General features: G+C 71.3%; 14 protein-coding genes. 4 read left to right on the forward strand and 10 right to left on the reverse strand.

The features are described from left to right. Position 1: 1 nt before the first annotated feature. Positions 2 to 1,885: a MopE-related protein gene (locus tag WME73_RS32955; protein ID WP_437912091.1), complete on the reverse strand. Its 1,884-nt coding sequence runs from the start codon at positions 1,883 to 1,885 to the stop codon at positions 2 to 4. Positions 1,886 to 2,689: 804 nt separating this feature from the next. Between WME73_RS32955 and WME73_RS32960 the strand changes: the two genes are divergently transcribed. Continuing rightward, positions 2,690 to 3,250, forward strand: a complete 561-nt coding sequence (locus tag WME73_RS32960) for an SMI1/KNR4 family protein (RefSeq protein WP_157907006.1) — start codon at positions 2,690 to 2,692, stop codon at positions 3,248 to 3,250. 65 nt (positions 3,251 to 3,315) lie between these two features. Beyond that, a complete protein-coding gene (locus WME73_RS32965) occupies positions 3,316 to 4,374 on the forward strand; it encodes an RluA family pseudouridine synthase (protein ID WP_437912092.1) in 1,059 nt (352 codons plus the stop codon). On the opposite strand, the gene WME73_RS32970 is transcribed toward WME73_RS32965, so the two are convergent. The 3 genes from WME73_RS32970 to WME73_RS32980 form a co-directional block, all read right to left on the reverse strand. After that, positions 4,355 to 4,618: a hypothetical protein gene (locus tag WME73_RS32970; protein WP_012238561.1), complete on the reverse strand. Its 264-nt coding sequence runs from the start codon at positions 4,616 to 4,618 to the stop codon at positions 4,355 to 4,357. The genes WME73_RS32965 and WME73_RS32970 overlap by 20 nt on opposite strands. Positions 4,619 to 4,702: 84 nt before the next feature. Further along, complete coding sequence (locus tag WME73_RS32975; protein ID WP_437912093.1) at positions 4,703 to 6,244, reverse strand: hypothetical protein; 1,542 nt, start codon at positions 6,242 to 6,244, stop codon at positions 4,703 to 4,705. Then, positions 6,241 to 6,900, reverse strand: coding sequence for a Maf family protein (locus WME73_RS32980; protein WP_437912094.1), 660 nt, complete (start codon positions 6,898 to 6,900; stop codon positions 6,241 to 6,243). The genes WME73_RS32975 and WME73_RS32980 overlap by 4 nt, the downstream gene beginning before the upstream one ends. A 186-nt stretch (positions 6,901 to 7,086) precedes the next feature. Between WME73_RS32980 and WME73_RS32985 the strand changes: the two genes are divergently transcribed. Continuing rightward, positions 7,087 to 9,108 (forward strand): OmpA family protein, encoded by a 2,022-nt coding sequence (locus tag WME73_RS32985; RefSeq protein ID WP_437912095.1) that lies wholly within the window; start codon positions 7,087 to 7,089, stop codon positions 9,106 to 9,108. Then, the gene (locus tag WME73_RS32990; protein WP_437740320.1) at positions 9,105 to 10,007 is read left to right on the forward strand and encodes a PPC domain-containing DNA-binding protein; all 903 of its coding nucleotides are present in this window, start codon (positions 9,105 to 9,107) and stop codon (positions 10,005 to 10,007) included. Before WME73_RS32985 ends, WME73_RS32990 begins: the two co-directional genes overlap by 4 nt. A gap of 49 nt (positions 10,008 to 10,056) precedes the next feature. Here the strand turns inward: WME73_RS32990 and WME73_RS32995 are convergent, their stop codons facing one another. From WME73_RS32995 to WME73_RS33020, 6 genes are all read right to left on the reverse strand, one after another. Beyond that, positions 10,057 to 10,650 carry a polysaccharide biosynthesis/export family protein gene (locus WME73_RS32995; RefSeq protein WP_437851260.1) on the reverse strand — a complete coding sequence of 198 codons (594 nt, stop codon included), beginning with the start codon at positions 10,648 to 10,650 and terminating at the stop codon, positions 10,057 to 10,059. After that, positions 10,650 to 11,978, reverse strand: coding sequence for a hypothetical protein (locus tag WME73_RS33000; protein ID WP_437912096.1), 1,329 nt, complete (start codon positions 11,976 to 11,978; stop codon positions 10,650 to 10,652). The genes WME73_RS32995 and WME73_RS33000 overlap by 1 nt, the downstream gene beginning before the upstream one ends. Positions 11,979 to 12,073: 95 nt before the next feature. Beyond that, the gene (locus WME73_RS33005; protein ID WP_437740323.1) at positions 12,074 to 12,649 is read right to left on the reverse strand and encodes a hypothetical protein; all 576 of its coding nucleotides are present in this window, start codon (positions 12,647 to 12,649) and stop codon (positions 12,074 to 12,076) included. A gap of 212 nt (positions 12,650 to 12,861) precedes the next feature. Continuing rightward, positions 12,862 to 14,307: an AgmX/PglI C-terminal domain-containing protein gene (locus WME73_RS33010; RefSeq protein ID WP_437912097.1), complete on the reverse strand. Its 1,446-nt coding sequence runs from the start codon at positions 14,305 to 14,307 to the stop codon at positions 12,862 to 12,864. Between the two features lie 190 nt (positions 14,308 to 14,497). Continuing rightward, positions 14,498 to 15,109, reverse strand: coding sequence for a hypothetical protein (locus tag WME73_RS33015; RefSeq protein WP_437740325.1), 612 nt, complete (start codon positions 15,107 to 15,109; stop codon positions 14,498 to 14,500). Between the two features lie 9 nt (positions 15,110 to 15,118). Then, positions 15,119 to 15,367: a hypothetical protein gene (locus tag WME73_RS33020; protein ID WP_012238571.1), complete on the reverse strand. Its 249-nt coding sequence runs from the start codon at positions 15,365 to 15,367 to the stop codon at positions 15,119 to 15,121. Positions 15,368 to 15,375 lie beyond the last annotated feature (8 nt).

Genomic DNA, 15,375 nt, shown 5'->3' on the forward strand with positions numbered 1-15,375 from the left:
ATCAGAACTCGCACTGATGGGTCGCATCGTTGCAGTGCGAGCCCGGCGCCACGAAGGGACAGATGCTCCCGCGGAAGTTCTCGCACGGGAAACCGCACGTGAATGAAGTGTGCGTGTAGCAGCTCTGCCCCTCGTCGCAATCGGCATCGGAGGCGCATCGGCAGTTGAAATCGTCAGGGAACCCGTTCCCGTTTTCATCAAGGCCGTTGCAGCACTCGGTCACGTAGACGTCGCTCGCGCTGCAGTCCTCGTCCGCGCAGTCCAGCGCGCCGTCGCAGTCGTTGTCGATCCCGTCGGTGCACGCGGCGGTCCCGAACTCGGGGCCAGGCGCGGCGCCCTTCGCGCAGCTCCGGCATGAGCCGAAGGTGGCGCAGCCGGGATCAGCGCAGTCGACGTAGTGATCGCCGTCGTTGTCGAGGTCGTCGTCACAGATCTCGCGCGGGTTCGGGACGATCTCGACGTTGAGCACGAAGGGGCCCTCGTTCGGTCCGCTCGCGGGATCGATCGTGAAGCCGTCGAGGAAGACGAAATAGGTGCCGGGGTACAGGATGCCGAAATCGAGCAGGGAGGCCCGCGACCCGCCGCTGTCGTCGTCGCAGCCGATCTCCCGGCCGGAATTGCAGACGCCCGTGCGGACGTAGAGCGCCGTGTCGAAGGCCGACCCGCGCGAGTCGACGCGCACGCGCGACGGCGCGGTGAGCACGAAGAAGAAGACCGCCTCGCCGGTGTCGCCGCCGCACTCACCCCGGGTCTCGCTCACGTGCCCGGTGGTGTCCCCCGTGTACGTGCCAGTCCCGGGGATGCGCTTCGGCGACAGGCAGTTGGCCTGCTCGAGCACGCACACGGGGCTGCTCGCGCAGTCCGGGTCCTGGCAGTCGACCAGGGCGTCGCCGTCGTCGTCGACGTCGTTGTTGCAGCGCTCCGGCGTCGGCTCGCAGTTCGGCGCGAAGGCGCAGGCGCTGTCCGCGCAGTCGACGCGCTCATCGCAGTTGTTGTCGGCGCCGTCGTCGCAGATCTCCGGCACGCAGCGCTCGCAGGCCGGCGCGGAGGTGCACTGCGGATCCGCGCAGTCGACGCGCCCGTCGCAGTCGTTGTCAGCGCCGTCCTCGCACCGCTCCGGCGAGCCGGGCGGCTGGCACGCGCAAGGGAAGATGCCGCGGCAGTCCGGATCGCCGCAGTCGACCAGGAGATCGCAGTCGTCATCCTCGCGGTTGTCGCAGCGCTCGCGCTGGGAGCTGCAGGCGCAGAGCGGCTCGGAGCCGCAGTCGGCGTCGTCGCAGTCGAAGGCGAGATCGCAGTCGTCATCGGCGCCGTTGCCGCACTTCCCGGCCTCCGAGGTGGAGCAGCCGCAGACCGGCGTTCCCGAGCAGTCGGCGTCGAAGCAGTCGACGATCGTGTCGCAGTCGTCGTCGGCGCCGTTCTGACAGCGCTCGCCGGCAGGGCTCGGGGTACAGCCGCAGATCTCCCCCGCTGCGCAGGCGGGATCGAAGCAGTCACTGACGCCGTTGCAGTCGTTGTCCGCGGCGTCCGTGCAGATCTCCGGCGCGCCCGGGAAGACGGACGGGTTGAGGTCGTTGCAGTCGCTCCCGCCGCAGAACGTCGGGCCGACGCCGTCCCGATCGTCGTCGCGGGGACGATGGTCGCAGCGCCCGTCTGCGCAGTCGTCGCTCGTGCAGTCGTCGCCATCGTCACAGTCCGTGGGGCCGCCACACGCGTCGAAGCCTCCGACGCCCTCGCCTCCGTTCGATGAGGTCGACATGCTGCCGCCGCTCGTCGCGCCACCAAAGCCGCCCCCTCCAGCGCTGGCGTTCGAGAGGTCGGGGAGGCTCGTCCGGCCGCACGCTCCCGCCAGGACGCCGAGCACCGCCCATGCGCCGAGCGCCATGAGGCACCGTCGAATCCGGGAAGGCCGCGGAAGCGCCCCCTCGACCCACGCTGAAGAGCCCGGCTTCATCTCTCACCCTCTCGCACCGGCCGCACGGTGCCCGCGCTTCGGTCCACTTTACAACCCCGAGTTTCCAGGAAAGCAAGTTTTGATCCGCTGGCTCTGGCCGGTCGGTGAGGCGTTGATCTGGAGCGCGCTTCCTCGCTCTGCGCGGCCAGCCCGAGCAGCTGCCAGGGCTGCTCACGAGCCGGCCTGCACGCCGAGCCGGCCAGCTCGCGCCACGGGATCAGTTGCGGGTCGGAGCATCCGCGTGTAACGAGGGCCGGTGGGAGCGGAGCTCCAGATCGAGTACGAGCGGCCGCCTCCTGGCCTCCAGCGCGGGCGTTACCCTGCGCCACAATGGGTCATCCTGGGGATCGGCGCCGCGGTGGTGCTCATCGCAACCGCCGTCCTGATCTGGCGAGCGCGGCGCGCCTTCAGCGCACGCGGGAGAGGCGGACCGCGCTCCTCGAGACGAGGGTGACGGGAACGGGAAACCAGGCGATCACTTCAGGGGGAGGAGGAATGATCAACCGCATTGCGATCGCAGGTTGACACCGAGCGGACCGGACCGGTAGGCACCATAGAGGGATGCGCACCCGGTCGGCCGATGTAGAGAGCCGACCGAGCGCGCGACGAGCCTGCAACAGCCGGGGCCCAGAGACGCGGCCCCAGTGAGGCCCTTTGGGTCCTGAAGAACGCCGCGCAACCGCGGCCCGTGGATACATGGCACCGATCGAACGTGGCGTTGAGCTTGTGCATCGCGTGATCGCGCAACTGAAGAAGCGCCCTTCCAGCCATACCGCCGTGGGAGCGAGCCAGGCCGCTCTCGATGCGCTCGAGTCGAGGCTGATGGTCGAGCTGCCGCCCACGCTGCGGGCGTTCCTCGAGTTCGATTTCACGCTCGATAGTCTGGGCCCGCGGTTCAAGGGGCGGCATCGCTTCGGCCAGGACCCGTCGGCGCCTCGACCGAAGCTCACCTCGGTCCGCAAGCTGGCCGAGGCGAAGACCGACCTCGGCTGGACCGAATCGCGACTCCGGGCCAAGGTCGTGAGGCTGCCCAATCTCCCCGGTCAGCCATGGAACGCGCTCTACCTCGGGGAGGCCAGGCGGGACGGCGAGCTCGTCATCCTCGGCCTCGACAACGAGGACACGAACGTCCGGGTCTTCCCGCGCTACACCGCGTTCGACCTGTACCTTGCCGAGCAGTGCGGCCTCATCAAGCTGCGCGAAGCGCAGCGGCTCGAGGACCTCGAGTCGCACGTGGCGCTCAACCCCGAGCTCGGGACCGCCGAAGAGGACGACGAGGGCGACACGGAGTACTGATCGCGCGGCCGCGACGCCCTCACCCTGGCGCCGCTCGGCCGTGAACGACGTCCGTGACGAACGCGATGGCTGCCGGTGCAGGAGCGCTCCACTTCCGGTTCCGGGTGGACGACGGCGACCCTCGTGACCGGCTCGACAAGCTCGTCGTCCACCTGCTCGACCGCGCCGGCCATGCGGCCTCTCGCGCGGCGGTGCAGCGGTGGATCGCCGCCGGTCGGGTCCTCGTCGACGGGGAGCCCGCGCGCGCGTCGGTGGCGGTGCGCGCAAGCGCGCTGGTCGAGGTCCGCCCCGAAGAGCCGTCGCCCTCGCCCACCGCGGCCGAGCCCGACGTGGCCATCCCGGTGGTGTACGAGGATGAGCACCTGCTCGTCATCGACAAACCTGCCGGGCTCGTCGTGCATCCGGCCCGCGGCCACGCGTCCGGCACGCTGGTCAACGGGCTGCTCGCCCTGCCCGGGTTCGCCCTGGCGCCCGCCGATCCGCGCGATCCCATGGGCCATGTCCGCCCGGGGATCGTGCACAGGCTCGACCGAGGGACGAGCGGCCTGCTCGTCGTGGCGAAGGATGAGCCCACCCGCGAGGCGCTGAAAGATCGGTTCGCCAGGCACGCGATCGAGCGCGAGTACGCCGCGATCGTCGCCGGCGAGGCGCGAGACGCCACCTACGACACGCTCCACGGCCGGCACCCGACCGACAGGCTCCGGTTCACGTCGTGGATCCGCGGCGGCGCCGGCGCACCTGGCTCCGGAGCCGGCGCGCCCGGTTCACGCGTCGCCGCGCCGCGCCGCGCCGTGACGCACGTCCGCGTGCTCGAGAGGCTCGGCGACGCGGCGACCGTCGTCGCGTGCTCGCTGGAGACGGGCCGCACCCACCAGATCCGGGTGCACCTCGCCGAACGCGGCAGGACCCCCGTCCTCGGAGACCCCCTCTACGGCAAGCCGCCGAAGAAGCCGGCCGTGCGGGCGATCGCGGAGGAGCTGGGCCGGCAAGCCCTCCACGCGCGCGTGCTCGGGTTCATCCACCCCGCCACGCAAAAGCCCGTCCGCTGGGAGAGCGCGCTGCCAGCGGACATGCGCAAGGCGCTCGACCAGCTGCGGGCGCTCGCTACCAGATCTTCGATTTGATGTGGCCCTTGGACTTGATGAGGATGTCGACGAGGGCGCGGTCGTAGAAGTTCTTCTGGTAGAGGTCCGGCGAGACGCGGCTCTTGTAGAGGGCGCGCCCTTCCTCGATCTCTTCGGACAAGACCGTGAAGAGGTCATCCTGCTGGATGCCCTGCACGATCTTCTCCTCGTTGTAGAGCGAGAGATCGCTCGCGATGGCGCGCGCGAGGCGGCGCGCCGCCTCTTCCGTTTCAATCAAGGGCATCCGTCTCTCCTCCAGGTTCGCCAGCCGGGGGCACGCGCTCCCGAACCGACGGGGGCCTAGGATGCAGCAGCCCAGGCGGCGCTGTCAAAGTAGCTCGTCGTCCGACGACCCGCCCCCCCACCCGCGCGGCGGCGCGAGGGGCGCGGCGCGCATGTGGGTGGTCGCGCGGGGCGCGCCGGCGGCAGGCCGATCCGCTTCCTGGCGCGCCGCGGCGAGGGCGGCGAGCCCCGAGAGGAGCGGGAACGCGACCAGCGCGTAACGCCCGGCACCGAAGAACACGGCGTGCGTCGCCGCGGTCGCAGCGAGGACGGCGAGCGCGGCGCCCACGAGCACCGGCGCCCGGAGGAGCGCGCGGCCCTTGAGCAGCGCGAGGCCGAGGAGCGCGAGGTAGCCAACCCATGCATGGACGTGCAGCGCGGCGACGACCCCCAGCGCGAACAGCGCGAGCCGAGCGATGTCGAGCGCGCGCTGCGCGAGCGAGGGACGGCGAGCTGCGCCGGGCGCCTGCGCGGGCCTGCGCGCCGCCCACACGAGCGCGGCGAGGAGGACGACGCGCTCGAAGACGGTCTCGACGGCGCCGAGCGCGACCTTGTCGGCCTCGCTGAACGCAGACGGGTTCGAGGCGTGGAGGTACCACCCGGCCGCGCCGCAGTAGTCGAACGTCGCCGCGAGCTTCCTGGGCACGAGCCCGAGCCATTCGCCCGGGTGCTCCGCGATGTACCGGCGCGCCTCACGGCCGAAGCAGGCGTCCTTGCCGGCTTCGTCGAAGACCTCGCGGCACGCCTCGGGGACCTGGACCGGCGCCCAGGCGCCGGTGGACGCCGGATCCGCTCCGATGAGGAGATTCCATCCGCCGTTCACGCTCACCAGGGCGCACTGGTTCATCCGCAGGCAGTTGCGCGCGGTCCAGGGCGCGCACACGAGGAGCGCCGCGATGACGGCCAGCAGGACGGGCGCCGCGCGCGCGGCAAACGGGGGGAGGAGCCGGGGACCGCCTGCAGGCGGAGAGCCCGAGAGGGCGAGGCCGGCGAACAGGGGCGCGAGCAGGAGCGCCTGCGGGCGGACGAGGGTGGCGGCGCCGATGAGCAGCCCGATGACGGCGAACGGGGCCAGCGCGGGGCGGCGCTCGCGCGCCCTCGCGGACGCCCACGCCGCGCAGGCGACGAGCGAACCGGTGACGCCCTCGGTCATGAGCGCCGGGGTATACGCCACGAGCCCGGGGTGGAGGGCGACGAGCCCACCGGTGAGCGCCGGCACGGCGCGCGAGCGCGGCGCGGCGCGGGCCGCCAGGCGATGGACGGCGAGCGCCGCGAGCGCGCCGAGCACGGCGTTCAGCAGCATCGCGACCGCGGGATGCGCGCCGAGCAGCGCGTACAGCGCGCCGACCGCGCCCGGGTAGCCCACCGGGTAGTGCGCGGCGTACGTGACGACGCCGTCCGGCCATAGCCACGTGTAGCCGAGCCCCGCCGCGATCCGCTCGGCGATGCGCTGGTAGTACGTCCCGTCGGCGGTAGGCGGGAAGCGCCCGGCCGCCCAGACGACCGTGGCGAGCCGCGCGGCGAGGGCGAGCGCGAAGATCGCGCCCGCGTCGCGCCGACGCGCGACGACCGAGGCGCCGTGGCTCATGATGAGCGCGCGAGCGACAGCGGGAAGCGCGCGAGCAAGCCGGTGGCCCGCAGCGCAGCGACGACCTCGCACGCGGGCAGACCGACGACGTTCGAATAGGAGCCGTCGATGCGCGCGACGGCGAACGCACCGATGCCCTGAATCGCGTAGGCGCCGGCCTTGTCGAGCCCCTCGCCGGTCGCCGCGTACGACGCCACCTCGCCGTCGTCGAGCTCGCGGAAGCGCACCCGCGTCACGACCGTCTCGGCGTGGAGCGCCACGGCGAGGCCCGGGGCGGACGCCGTCGCGACGTTGGCCCGATCGCCTCCGGCGATCGCGAACCTCGTCCAGACCTGGTGCTCGCGGCCCGAGAGGGCGCGGAGCATGGCGCGCGCGTCGACATCGTCCCGCGGCTTGCCGAGGATGGAATCGCCGAGGATGACCGACGTGTCGGCGACGAGGATCGCGCCCGCCCCGGCCGCCTGGCGCAGGCGCCGCGCGGCCGCGAGCTTCGCCAGGGTGACGCGCTCCAGGTAGGCAGCGGCGTCCTCGCCGGCGCGCCCCGCCTCGTCGACCTCGGCTGCCGCGACGCGGAGAGGCAGGCCGAGCGTGGTCAGGATCTCTCGCCGGCGCGGCGAGCCGGAGCCGAGCAGGAGCGGGTGTGAGTCGTCGATCATGGTCGTGCGGACGCCGGCGGCGCCGGCCCCGGCCGGGCGTGGTCCTAGCACGGCGCCAGCGCGACCGCGGAGCACGACGCAATCCGACGCAATCCGACGCAAATCCGAGCCTCGGACGCCAGCGGATCGCGACGCGTCGATTGCTCTTTTGACTCTCCCCCCGGCAGTAGTAGAGGGTCGGGCGCGATGCGCGCCAACCGGAGGGAGCCTGCACGATCGAGCCTCCCGCTGCTGGTGGCGTCCGGGGTCTTCATGGCGACCCTCCTTCCGGCGCCGGTGCGCGCGGACGAGTGCGCGCCGGCCAGCGGGCTGTCGGGCTGTATCGATGCCGACAACCTCTGGCCGCACGCAGGCGGCGGCCCTTTCTTCGCCGTGGGGAGCACAGGGACGGCTCCGAGCGCGAAGGCCTCGTTCGGCCTCGTGGCGAGCTACCTGTCGCGGCCAGTGGGCCTGCGCACCGCCTCGCCCGACCCCGAGGGGACGGTCATCCATGCGCTGGACAACATGGTCGACGCGACGTTCCTGGCGTCGTTCGGGCTCACCGATCGCCTGGAGGTCACGGTCGCCGCTCCCGTCACCCTGTACCAGGACGGGGCAGGCTTCTCCGACGTCCTCGGCACCGACACGGAGCTCCAGCGCAGCGTGATGCGCGACGCTCGCCTGGGCGCCGCGTTCGCGATCTTGCCGCCGGCCCAGCGTGGTCCGCTCGATGGCTTCTCGCTGGCAGCGCGCCTCGATCTGGGCGTGCCGACAGGCGACGGGTCGGTGTTCGCCAGCGCCGGGACCGTGACGCTCGCGCCGAGCGTCGCCGCAGCGTACCGGCTCGGCAAGCTCCTGCTCGCGACCGAGGTCGGGGCCCGGCTCCGTGGCTCGAGCACGCTGATCGATACCGAGGTCGGCCCACAGCTCCTCGGCGCCCTCGGCGCCTCGGTCGACGTGCTCCCGGACCGCTGGCTCACGGCGTCCGCGGAGGCGTTCGCCCTGTACACGCTCGCCGAGCAGCCCGCCGGAGCCCCGGCGCTGGTGCCGGCGGAGTGGATCCTCTCGGCCACGAGCGCCCCGCTGCTCGCAGGCGACGTCTCGCTGTCCGCGGGCGGCGGCGGCGCCATCCCGTTCGCCTCCGGCGGCGCGCTCACCGCGCCGCGCGTCCGGTTCAACCTGGGGCTCCGCTATGCGCCGACGGGGCGCGATGCAGACGCCGACGGCGTCCTCGATCGCGACGACGAGTGCCCGCCCGTCGCGGAGGATCGCGACGGCTTCCGGGACGGCGACGGATGCCCCGATCCCGACAACGACGGCGATCGGATCCCCGACGGTCGCGACAGGTGCCGGGACGAGCCCGAGACGATCGACGGCTTCCAGGACGGCGACGGCTGCCCGGATGCGGACGACGACAGCGACGGCGTCCCGGACGACGCCGACGCTTGCCGGAACGACGCCGAGGACCGCGACGGCTTCCAGGACAGCGACGGATGCCCCGATCCCGACAACGATGGCGACGGGATCCTGGATGCGCGCGACACGTGCCCCATGGGCGCGGAAGACGTGGACGGCTTCAAGGACGACGACGGATGCCCCGATCCCGACAACGACATCGACCAGGTCCCTGACGCCAGCGATCAGTGCCCGGGCAACGCCGAGGATCGCGACGGCTTCCAGGACGACGACGGCTGCCCCGAGCGCGACAACGACGAGGACGGCGTGGCCGACGCGGCCGACGCATGCCCCGTCACCGCCGAGACGATCGACGGCACGAACGACGCCGACGGCTGCCCTGAGCCGGCCGGCAGGTCCTTGCCGCGGTGGTCCGGCGATCAGGTCGTCCTCGACGGCCTGGCCCGCTTCCCGGCGGCGAGCGCCCGCGTGCCGCCGGCCCTCGCGGCGCAGCTCGGCATGATCGCCCAGCTCATGCGCGGGCGCATGCCCCTCGACATCGTCATCGTGGAGGCCTACGCCGATCGTCAGGGCGATCAGTCCACGCGCGCCCTCGAGCTCGCGGGCGCGCGCGCGAGCGCCGTCAAGGAGTTCCTTGCAACCGCGGGCTTGCCGGCGGACCGGATCACGGCCGCCGCTGGCGACCCATCAGCCAAGCGCGCGCCTGGCGCGCCCCAGATCGAGGTGACGGCGACCCGCGCTCGGCGCTCTGAAGGAGCCCCGGGTGCTTCGGGCGCAGCCCCCTCGACGACCGGAGAGAAGAAACAGCGATGAATGTCCTCGAGGCACGCCGTGCCCGCCATTTGATCATCCGCCTCGACCGGGGCGAGGAGCTCCCTGCAGCGCTGGTGCGCGCGCTTGATGAGGCCGAGGCGCGCGCCGGCTGGATCGAGGGGGTAGGTTCGCTGGAGAAGGCCGAAGTGGCGCTGTTCGATCAAGCTTCCCGCACCTACGCGAAGACGCGCGTCCTCGACGGCCCGTGCGACGTGGTGGCGCTTTCGGGGAACATCGCGCTCCAGCAGGGAGAGACCTCGCTTCGGCTGTCGGCCACGCTCGCCCGCGAGTCGGGCGTCGGCCTCCAGCTCGCCGCCGGCGAGCTCGTGTGGGCGCGTGTCTACGGGCTCGAGCTCCGCGTCACGGCGTTCGACGATCTGCCCCTGGCGCGGGTGTTCGACGATCGAACGGGCGCGATGCAGCTCGGGACCCAGTCGTCCGCCATCCCCGCGCTCGCGGGCGAACCGCCCCGCCTGGCGCCTCCGGCGCACGCCGCGGAGCTGCCGCGCGCGACGCCCCCGGCGCCCGCCATCGAGCCGCCGCGCGCGACGCCTCCGGCGCCCGCCATCGAGCCGCCGCGCGCGACGCCTCCGGCGCCCGCCATCGAGCCGCCGCGCGCGGCCTCAACGGGCTCCGCGGAGCTCGCCGCCGCGCCGCTACCGCAGCGCCCGACCCGTCCTCGCCAGGAGGACGAGCTCTATCCGGAAGTGGGCGACAGCGTGACCCACTTTCACTTCGGCGAGTGCACCGTGATCAGCTCGGATGGCGAGCGGATCCGCCTCCGCCAGGAGCGCGACGGCCGCGTGCGCGAGGTCTCGCTGACGATGCTCCGCATCGAGCCTCCCACCGTCGACGCGGCGACAGGCAGGAAGCAGTTCCGCCTCGCGCGGAAGAACTGAGAGCGACCGCGCCACCTCGGTCGAGAGGTGGCGCACGGCGCCTGCGCGCTCAGAAGACGCGCTGGGCGATGTGGATCGAGTCCCCTGCCTGAAGCGGCACATCGGGGATCTTGTTGTCGATGATGTCCTCGACCGAGACGGTGGTGAACACCGTCTTGCCCTGAGACTTCCTGCGGATCGTGACCCGATCCTTATCCGCGATGCTGTTGAACCCTCCCGCCATCGAGATGGCGCGGAGCAGCGTCATGCCGGGCTGGAGCGGCAGGGACCCAGGCTTCTGCACCTCGCCGAGCACCTCGACCCGCTTCGAGTTGTACTCCTTGATGCTCACGCTCACGCTGGGATCAGTGAGGACCTGCCCTTCCATGAGCTTCGCGCGCACGAGCTCCGCGACTTCCTGAGGCTCGAGGCCCGACACCTTGAGCCGCTTCACGTACGGGACGTCGACGGTGCCGTCCGGCGCGACGGTGAACGTCGAGGGCAGCTTGTCTTCTCCGACGATGCGGAGCTCGAACACGTCGCCGACCCCGATGGTCGTCGCCTCCACCGGCGCAGGCAGGTTCGCTGGCTGGGGCGTTCGCGATGAGCACGCAGCGAGCGCCAGCGCGAGCACGGCGGCGGTCCACCGACCAGCACGCCGCATCACATGAACCAGCGCACGCCCAGGTAGGCTTCGAACTGCTGCCATCCGAGGTAGTTCGGCGTCGTCCCGCCGGCAGGCGTCAGCGATGTGCTGCTGATGTTGTTGCCGTAACGCAGCGTCGAGTTGATGCCCAGCGAGTCCCCTATCCGGTACTCGCCGAACAGAGACGCGTCGATGCGGACGTCTGTCCAGGGAGCCGCAGATGTGGAGTTTGCCCCGTTCCCCGGAATCGCGGGATACACATGGGCCGCCACGCCGCCGTCGGCGATCAGCAGAAAGCGTCCGCCAAAGAAGTAGGAGAGCTTGAGGTAACCGCGATCGCGCTCGTAGTAGGTCGAGAGATAGCTGTCGTGGAAATCGCGCGTGAAGCCGGCCGACAGCGACGACAGCGCGAGCGTGGCCGCCTCGGGATCGGCCGACGGGTTCGGCGTCAGGTACCACTTCAGCTCGAGCTGGCCGATGACGCTGTCGAAGTCGTGCACCTCGGCCTGGCTGTCTGACGTGTAGAAGCTCGCGCCCCAGCCGGCCATCGCGAGGAGGCCGAACGACGACGTCACGAGGCCATTGATACCGAGCTGCGCGCGCAGGGGATGAGAGGAGAGCTGAGCAGCCGGGTTCGGGTAGCTCACGAACCCGAGCGACGCGTCGTAGATGAGCGCGGTGCGGGGCAAAAAGCGCCAGCGTCCCCGCGTCCGGATCGTGTGGTGCAAGTTCGTCAAGCTGTCGAACTCGTCGACCTCGAAGAACGTGCCCAGGAAGCGATAACCTAGCCGCCAGTCGAGCAGCCCCCCGCCCGGCGTCCACACGAGCTCCGCCCCCGCGTCGGCGTGGACGCGTCGAAAGCTCTGGTTGGAAATCCCGAGATCCGAAGAGGCGATGGTCCGGCCGAGCGACGCATCGAGGATCCCGGACCAGGGGCGCCGGGGCAGGATCGTCAGCTTGGCGTCGAGCAGGCCGCCGATGTTCCGCTGCTCACTCAGCCGATCCTGCCCGACCTCGCTGCCGGATACAGGGAAGAACTCGTCATAGGTCGCGGCGATGCCGGCGCGAAACTCGACGTCTGGCGGCGGCGCGTCCGGCGTCACCTCGTAGCGCTGCTGGCTCAGCGTCGAGAGCGAAAACGACGGCGTGATCCGGAGCCGCAACGAGCCAACAGGCCCGAGATCATCGAGGCCTGCATAATCGTTTTCGTCTCGGCGGAAGAAGTTGGAGTCATAGCCGAACTCCGCAGCGACTCCGGGATGCAGCTCGAGATCGCCGGTGCGTATCCCGATGCCCTCGGTGTAGCGCCGATCCTTGAGCCACGGCTGATCCTGCGCCAGGGCCAACGCCGGGGACAGAGTGAGTGTGACTGCGGCAGCGGCTATGGTTTCACGAAGTTTCATCGCCTATTGGGCAGTGGCAATCCGAGAGAGGCGGTCGCCTACCGAAAACAGCTACTGCACGCAGGCGGCTCGATGATGATCTGGCTGACGGGATACTCGGAAGGATCGTCCTTGGGGAGGTTCGGATCGATCGTCGCCGTCACGGCGCTGTCGCCGATAAAGCCCGCTTCCTGTCCGATGCACTGGTTGGCCTCGGCCGTCAGCTGCTCGGTCCGCTGCCGCAGCACCGTCAGGATCGTGAACTCATGGTTGGAGAGATCGACGTCACGCCGATTCACGGCGAGCTCCAGGCCCTGCCGCCGCTCGCGGGCGGAGCGGATGGCGACATCGATCTGATTCAGCTTGTCGTCAAGACAGAGCGTCTTCACGACGTCGCGCTGCGACCGGGCCGTCTCCAGCTGGCGACGAACCGACATGCGGGCGCCGTCCATCCGGGCGAGGTAGGTCTCGCTCTGCGCGAGCTGCTCTGCGGGCGAGAGCGTCACCTGCCGCGCGAGGCCGGCGGAGGCGTCCGGCGGAGGCGCCGTCTGCGCCTGCGCAGCGGCGATCCCGTGGCCGACCACGACCGAGATCAGCGCCACTGCGGCGAAGCCAGGGATCTGTTCACGCTTCATCGAAGCCTCCGGAAGTCAGACCCGCGCAGTATAGGTGCGGGCAGACGTAATTGTCAAAACGCAATGAACATGCCGAGCAGCCAGCAGCGCGCGTCCGTCGGGAGCCCCCGTACGGCGCTCTCCCCGTTCGATGCGCGACGTCAGCACGCCATTCACGTGCAAGCGAGGAGAGAGGATTGCGTCTTGTCCACGGGCCCGGAAAGCATCGGAGGCTATTGGCTCACGAAAGTGACAGGAATCACAACCGTCGCGCCGCCGCCCTCAGGCGGCGCGAACTGCGCGCTCTGGACGCGCGCAACGACGCACGAGACCACCGTGCCGGACAGGCCGGAGCCGCCGGATGGGGTCGCCGAGAGCACCTCGCCGTTGGGGCCGATCTTCGCGGTGATCCGGACCGACCCCTTCATGCTCGGGTCCTCTTGAAGACCTTTGTTGTAGCAACGGCGGAAACCGGCGGTCATCCCGGCCACGACGGAGGGCGCGTTCGAGACGCTCCCGCCGGAGACCGCGGCGCCGCCGACCTGGGCGTTGCCCACCGGCCCCTTGACCGTCTGTGCCGAGCCGGCCGTCGCAGGGCCGCTGGTCCCGGTGTTGCCAATCGTGGCGAGGCCACCACCGCCGGCCGCGCCAGGTCGCACGGTGCCACCCCCGGCGCCGCCCATGTTCAATCCCGCCACACCGCCCTTGCCGACGCCGGCCCCTGACGCGGCCGCGTTTTCGAGCAAGCCGGTGGGCACGTCGCCCGAGCTCAGGACGCTGGCGGTCGCGTTCCCGCTCGAGTTGAGCGCGCCCAGCATCTGCATGTCGAGCTGCGCGAGCTCGTTGGTGAGCGCCGACGCGCGGGCGTCGTTCATCCCGCCAGAGCCCTTCCCCGGGCTGGCAGCCGCCGCCCCCTTGTTCCCACCGCCAGCGGCCTTGGGCGCTTCGGCAGCAGGCGCCGCCGTCGCGGCCGGCGCCTCGACGTCCTCCTTCGGCTGCTCCACCGGCGGCGGGGGCAGCTGCTTCACGGACTCGAGCAGCTGCGCGACGTCGATCTCATCGTCGACCACCGGGTCCATCCAGTCGGAGTAGATCGACCCCACGGCGCCGAAGTGGAACAGGAACGAGAACGCGGCGATGATCGTGGTCGTCCAGTCGATGTCGTTCGCGATCCCCGACCGCACCGAGACGGGCAGCTGCGGCTTGGGCTGTACCGGTGGCGGCGCGACGAACTGGAAGAGGAACGTCGTCTCCCCCACGACGAGCTTGCCGCGCGCCTCCTCGCTGAGCTGGACCTGGTAGGCCTGGACATTGCCGACCGCCACGCGCTTGGCCGACGACTTGAGCGCGGAGAGCTCGGAGACGCCGCCCTTGAAGGCGACCCGACCGGTCATCCCGTCCAGGAAATTGAGGAAGTACTCGCCCCCCACGAGCTCGAACACCCGAAAATTCGGCGGGATGCTCTTGCTCGGGATGACGAACATGCTCTTTTCGCTGGGGCCGACGGTGACGTGGGTGCGCTGCTTGATGACGCGCTCCTCGATCACCTTTCCCCCCTGAACCAGGCCGATCCTGAGGACCTTCGGGCCGGTCACCGGTGCGACCGCCCGCATGACCGCGGTCATCTGCCCGGGCTGCCCGGGGCGCGACGGGGTGGGGTGCGGGTGCTGCTGGGTCATTCCAAAGGGCTCCGGGAGAGGGGGGACGAAGCGGGCGCCGATCCCGATCGCGCGCCGCTTACGGAGCCGCGCTCCGGGGCCCGGCAGGCCCCGGGCCCGGATCCGCGAGCGACGCGCCGCGCAGCGGAGGGCACCATAATTTGCGAGGGTACACGGACAGCTCGGGGCGGTCCAGGAGAGCGCGCCGCGCTCACCGAGGCGCCCGGCGAGAGCGTCGAGGCGATCCGGAAGGGCGCCCGGGGCCCCCGACGTCATCGACGTTATCGGCGCTATCGAGTGGTTCCAGGGCGACCCGCACGAGCGCGTCGATCGCCTCGCGCCCTCGCGCGGCAGCGGCGCGGCCGGCCCGCCCAGCGGCCGCGGACGCGATCGCGCCGGCGCCCCCCGCGCCCAGGACGAGCGCGATGACCGAGGGTCCGGCCTGCGCGAGGTACGAGAGCGTGGCGAGGAACAGCGCCGTGAGCGCCGACAGGCGCGCCGCCGCGCGCGGCCACCCCGCGCCGGCGTCGAGCCGCTGCTCGATCTCGGCGAGGAGCTCGTTCGCCGCCACGATCTTCGCGCGCGGGTCAGCGGCGGCCATGACCTCGAGCGCGAGGCGGCGCTCCCAGCTCTCCGGCGGCGACCGCCTCGCGAGCTCCGCCAGCCGCGCCTCGCCGGGCAACGCGCGGAGCGAGCGCGCGAGCGACATCAGGTCGCCGCCGGTCGCACGCGCGACCTGCGCGGGGTGCTTCCACGAGATCGCGGCGCAGGCGGCGCTCGACGCGATCGACAGCGCGCTCAAGAGCACGGCGACGGCGGACACACCGGCCGCCTAGAACGGCTCCTTGAAGATCGCCTGCTCGATGCGGTCCAGGAACGGCTGACGCAGCTCGGCGAGCGTGAGCTTCGGCTGGATCCGGCTGACGTCGACGGCCGCGATGGGCTTCTGGATGCGGCCCGTGATCGTCACCTCCGCGAGCGTGATGACCCCGCGCTGCTTGCCCTTCTCCTGCGCGCTCGCCGGCGCGCCGTGGCCGAGGATCGCGAGCAGGACCGAACCCAGCGCAAGTGCCTTGTACATGCTCATGG

It is taken from the genome of Sorangium sp. So ce302 (assembly GCF_051530145.1).
Lineage (GTDB): Bacteria > Myxococcota_A > Polyangia > Polyangiales > Polyangiaceae > Sorangium > Sorangium cellulosum_B.

Coding starts and splice junctions, on each gene's coding strand:
- WME73_RS32985 (WP_437912095.1), top strand. CDS start 7,087: ATGCGCGCCAACCGGAGGGAGCCTGCACGATCGAGCCTCCCGCTGCTG.
- WME73_RS33010 (WP_437912097.1), bottom strand. CDS start 14,307: ATGACCCAGCAGCACCCGCACCCCACCCCGTCGCGCCCCGGGCAGCCC.
- WME73_RS32980 (WP_437912094.1), bottom strand. CDS start 6,900: ATGATCGACGACTCACACCCGCTCCTGCTCGGCTCCGGCTCGCCGCGC.
- WME73_RS32955 (WP_437912091.1), bottom strand. CDS start 1,885: ATGGCGCTCGGCGCATGGGCGGTGCTCGGCGTCCTGGCGGGAGCGTGC.
- WME73_RS32990 (WP_437740320.1), top strand. CDS start 9,105: ATGAATGTCCTCGAGGCACGCCGTGCCCGCCATTTGATCATCCGCCTC.
- WME73_RS33005 (WP_437740323.1), bottom strand. CDS start 12,649: ATGAAGCGTGAACAGATCCCTGGCTTCGCCGCAGTGGCGCTGATCTCG.
- WME73_RS33020 (WP_012238571.1), bottom strand. CDS start 15,367: ATGTACAAGGCACTTGCGCTGGGTTCGGTCCTGCTCGCGATCCTCGGC.
- WME73_RS32970 (WP_012238561.1), bottom strand. CDS start 4,618: ATGCCCTTGATTGAAACGGAAGAGGCGGCGCGCCGCCTCGCGCGCGCC.
- WME73_RS32995 (WP_437851260.1), bottom strand. CDS start 10,650: ATGCGGCGTGCTGGTCGGTGGACCGCCGCCGTGCTCGCGCTGGCGCTC.
- WME73_RS32975 (WP_437912093.1), bottom strand. CDS start 6,244: ATGAGCCACGGCGCCTCGGTCGTCGCGCGTCGGCGCGACGCGGGCGCG.
- WME73_RS32965 (WP_437912092.1), top strand. CDS start 3,316: ATGGCTGCCGGTGCAGGAGCGCTCCACTTCCGGTTCCGGGTGGACGAC.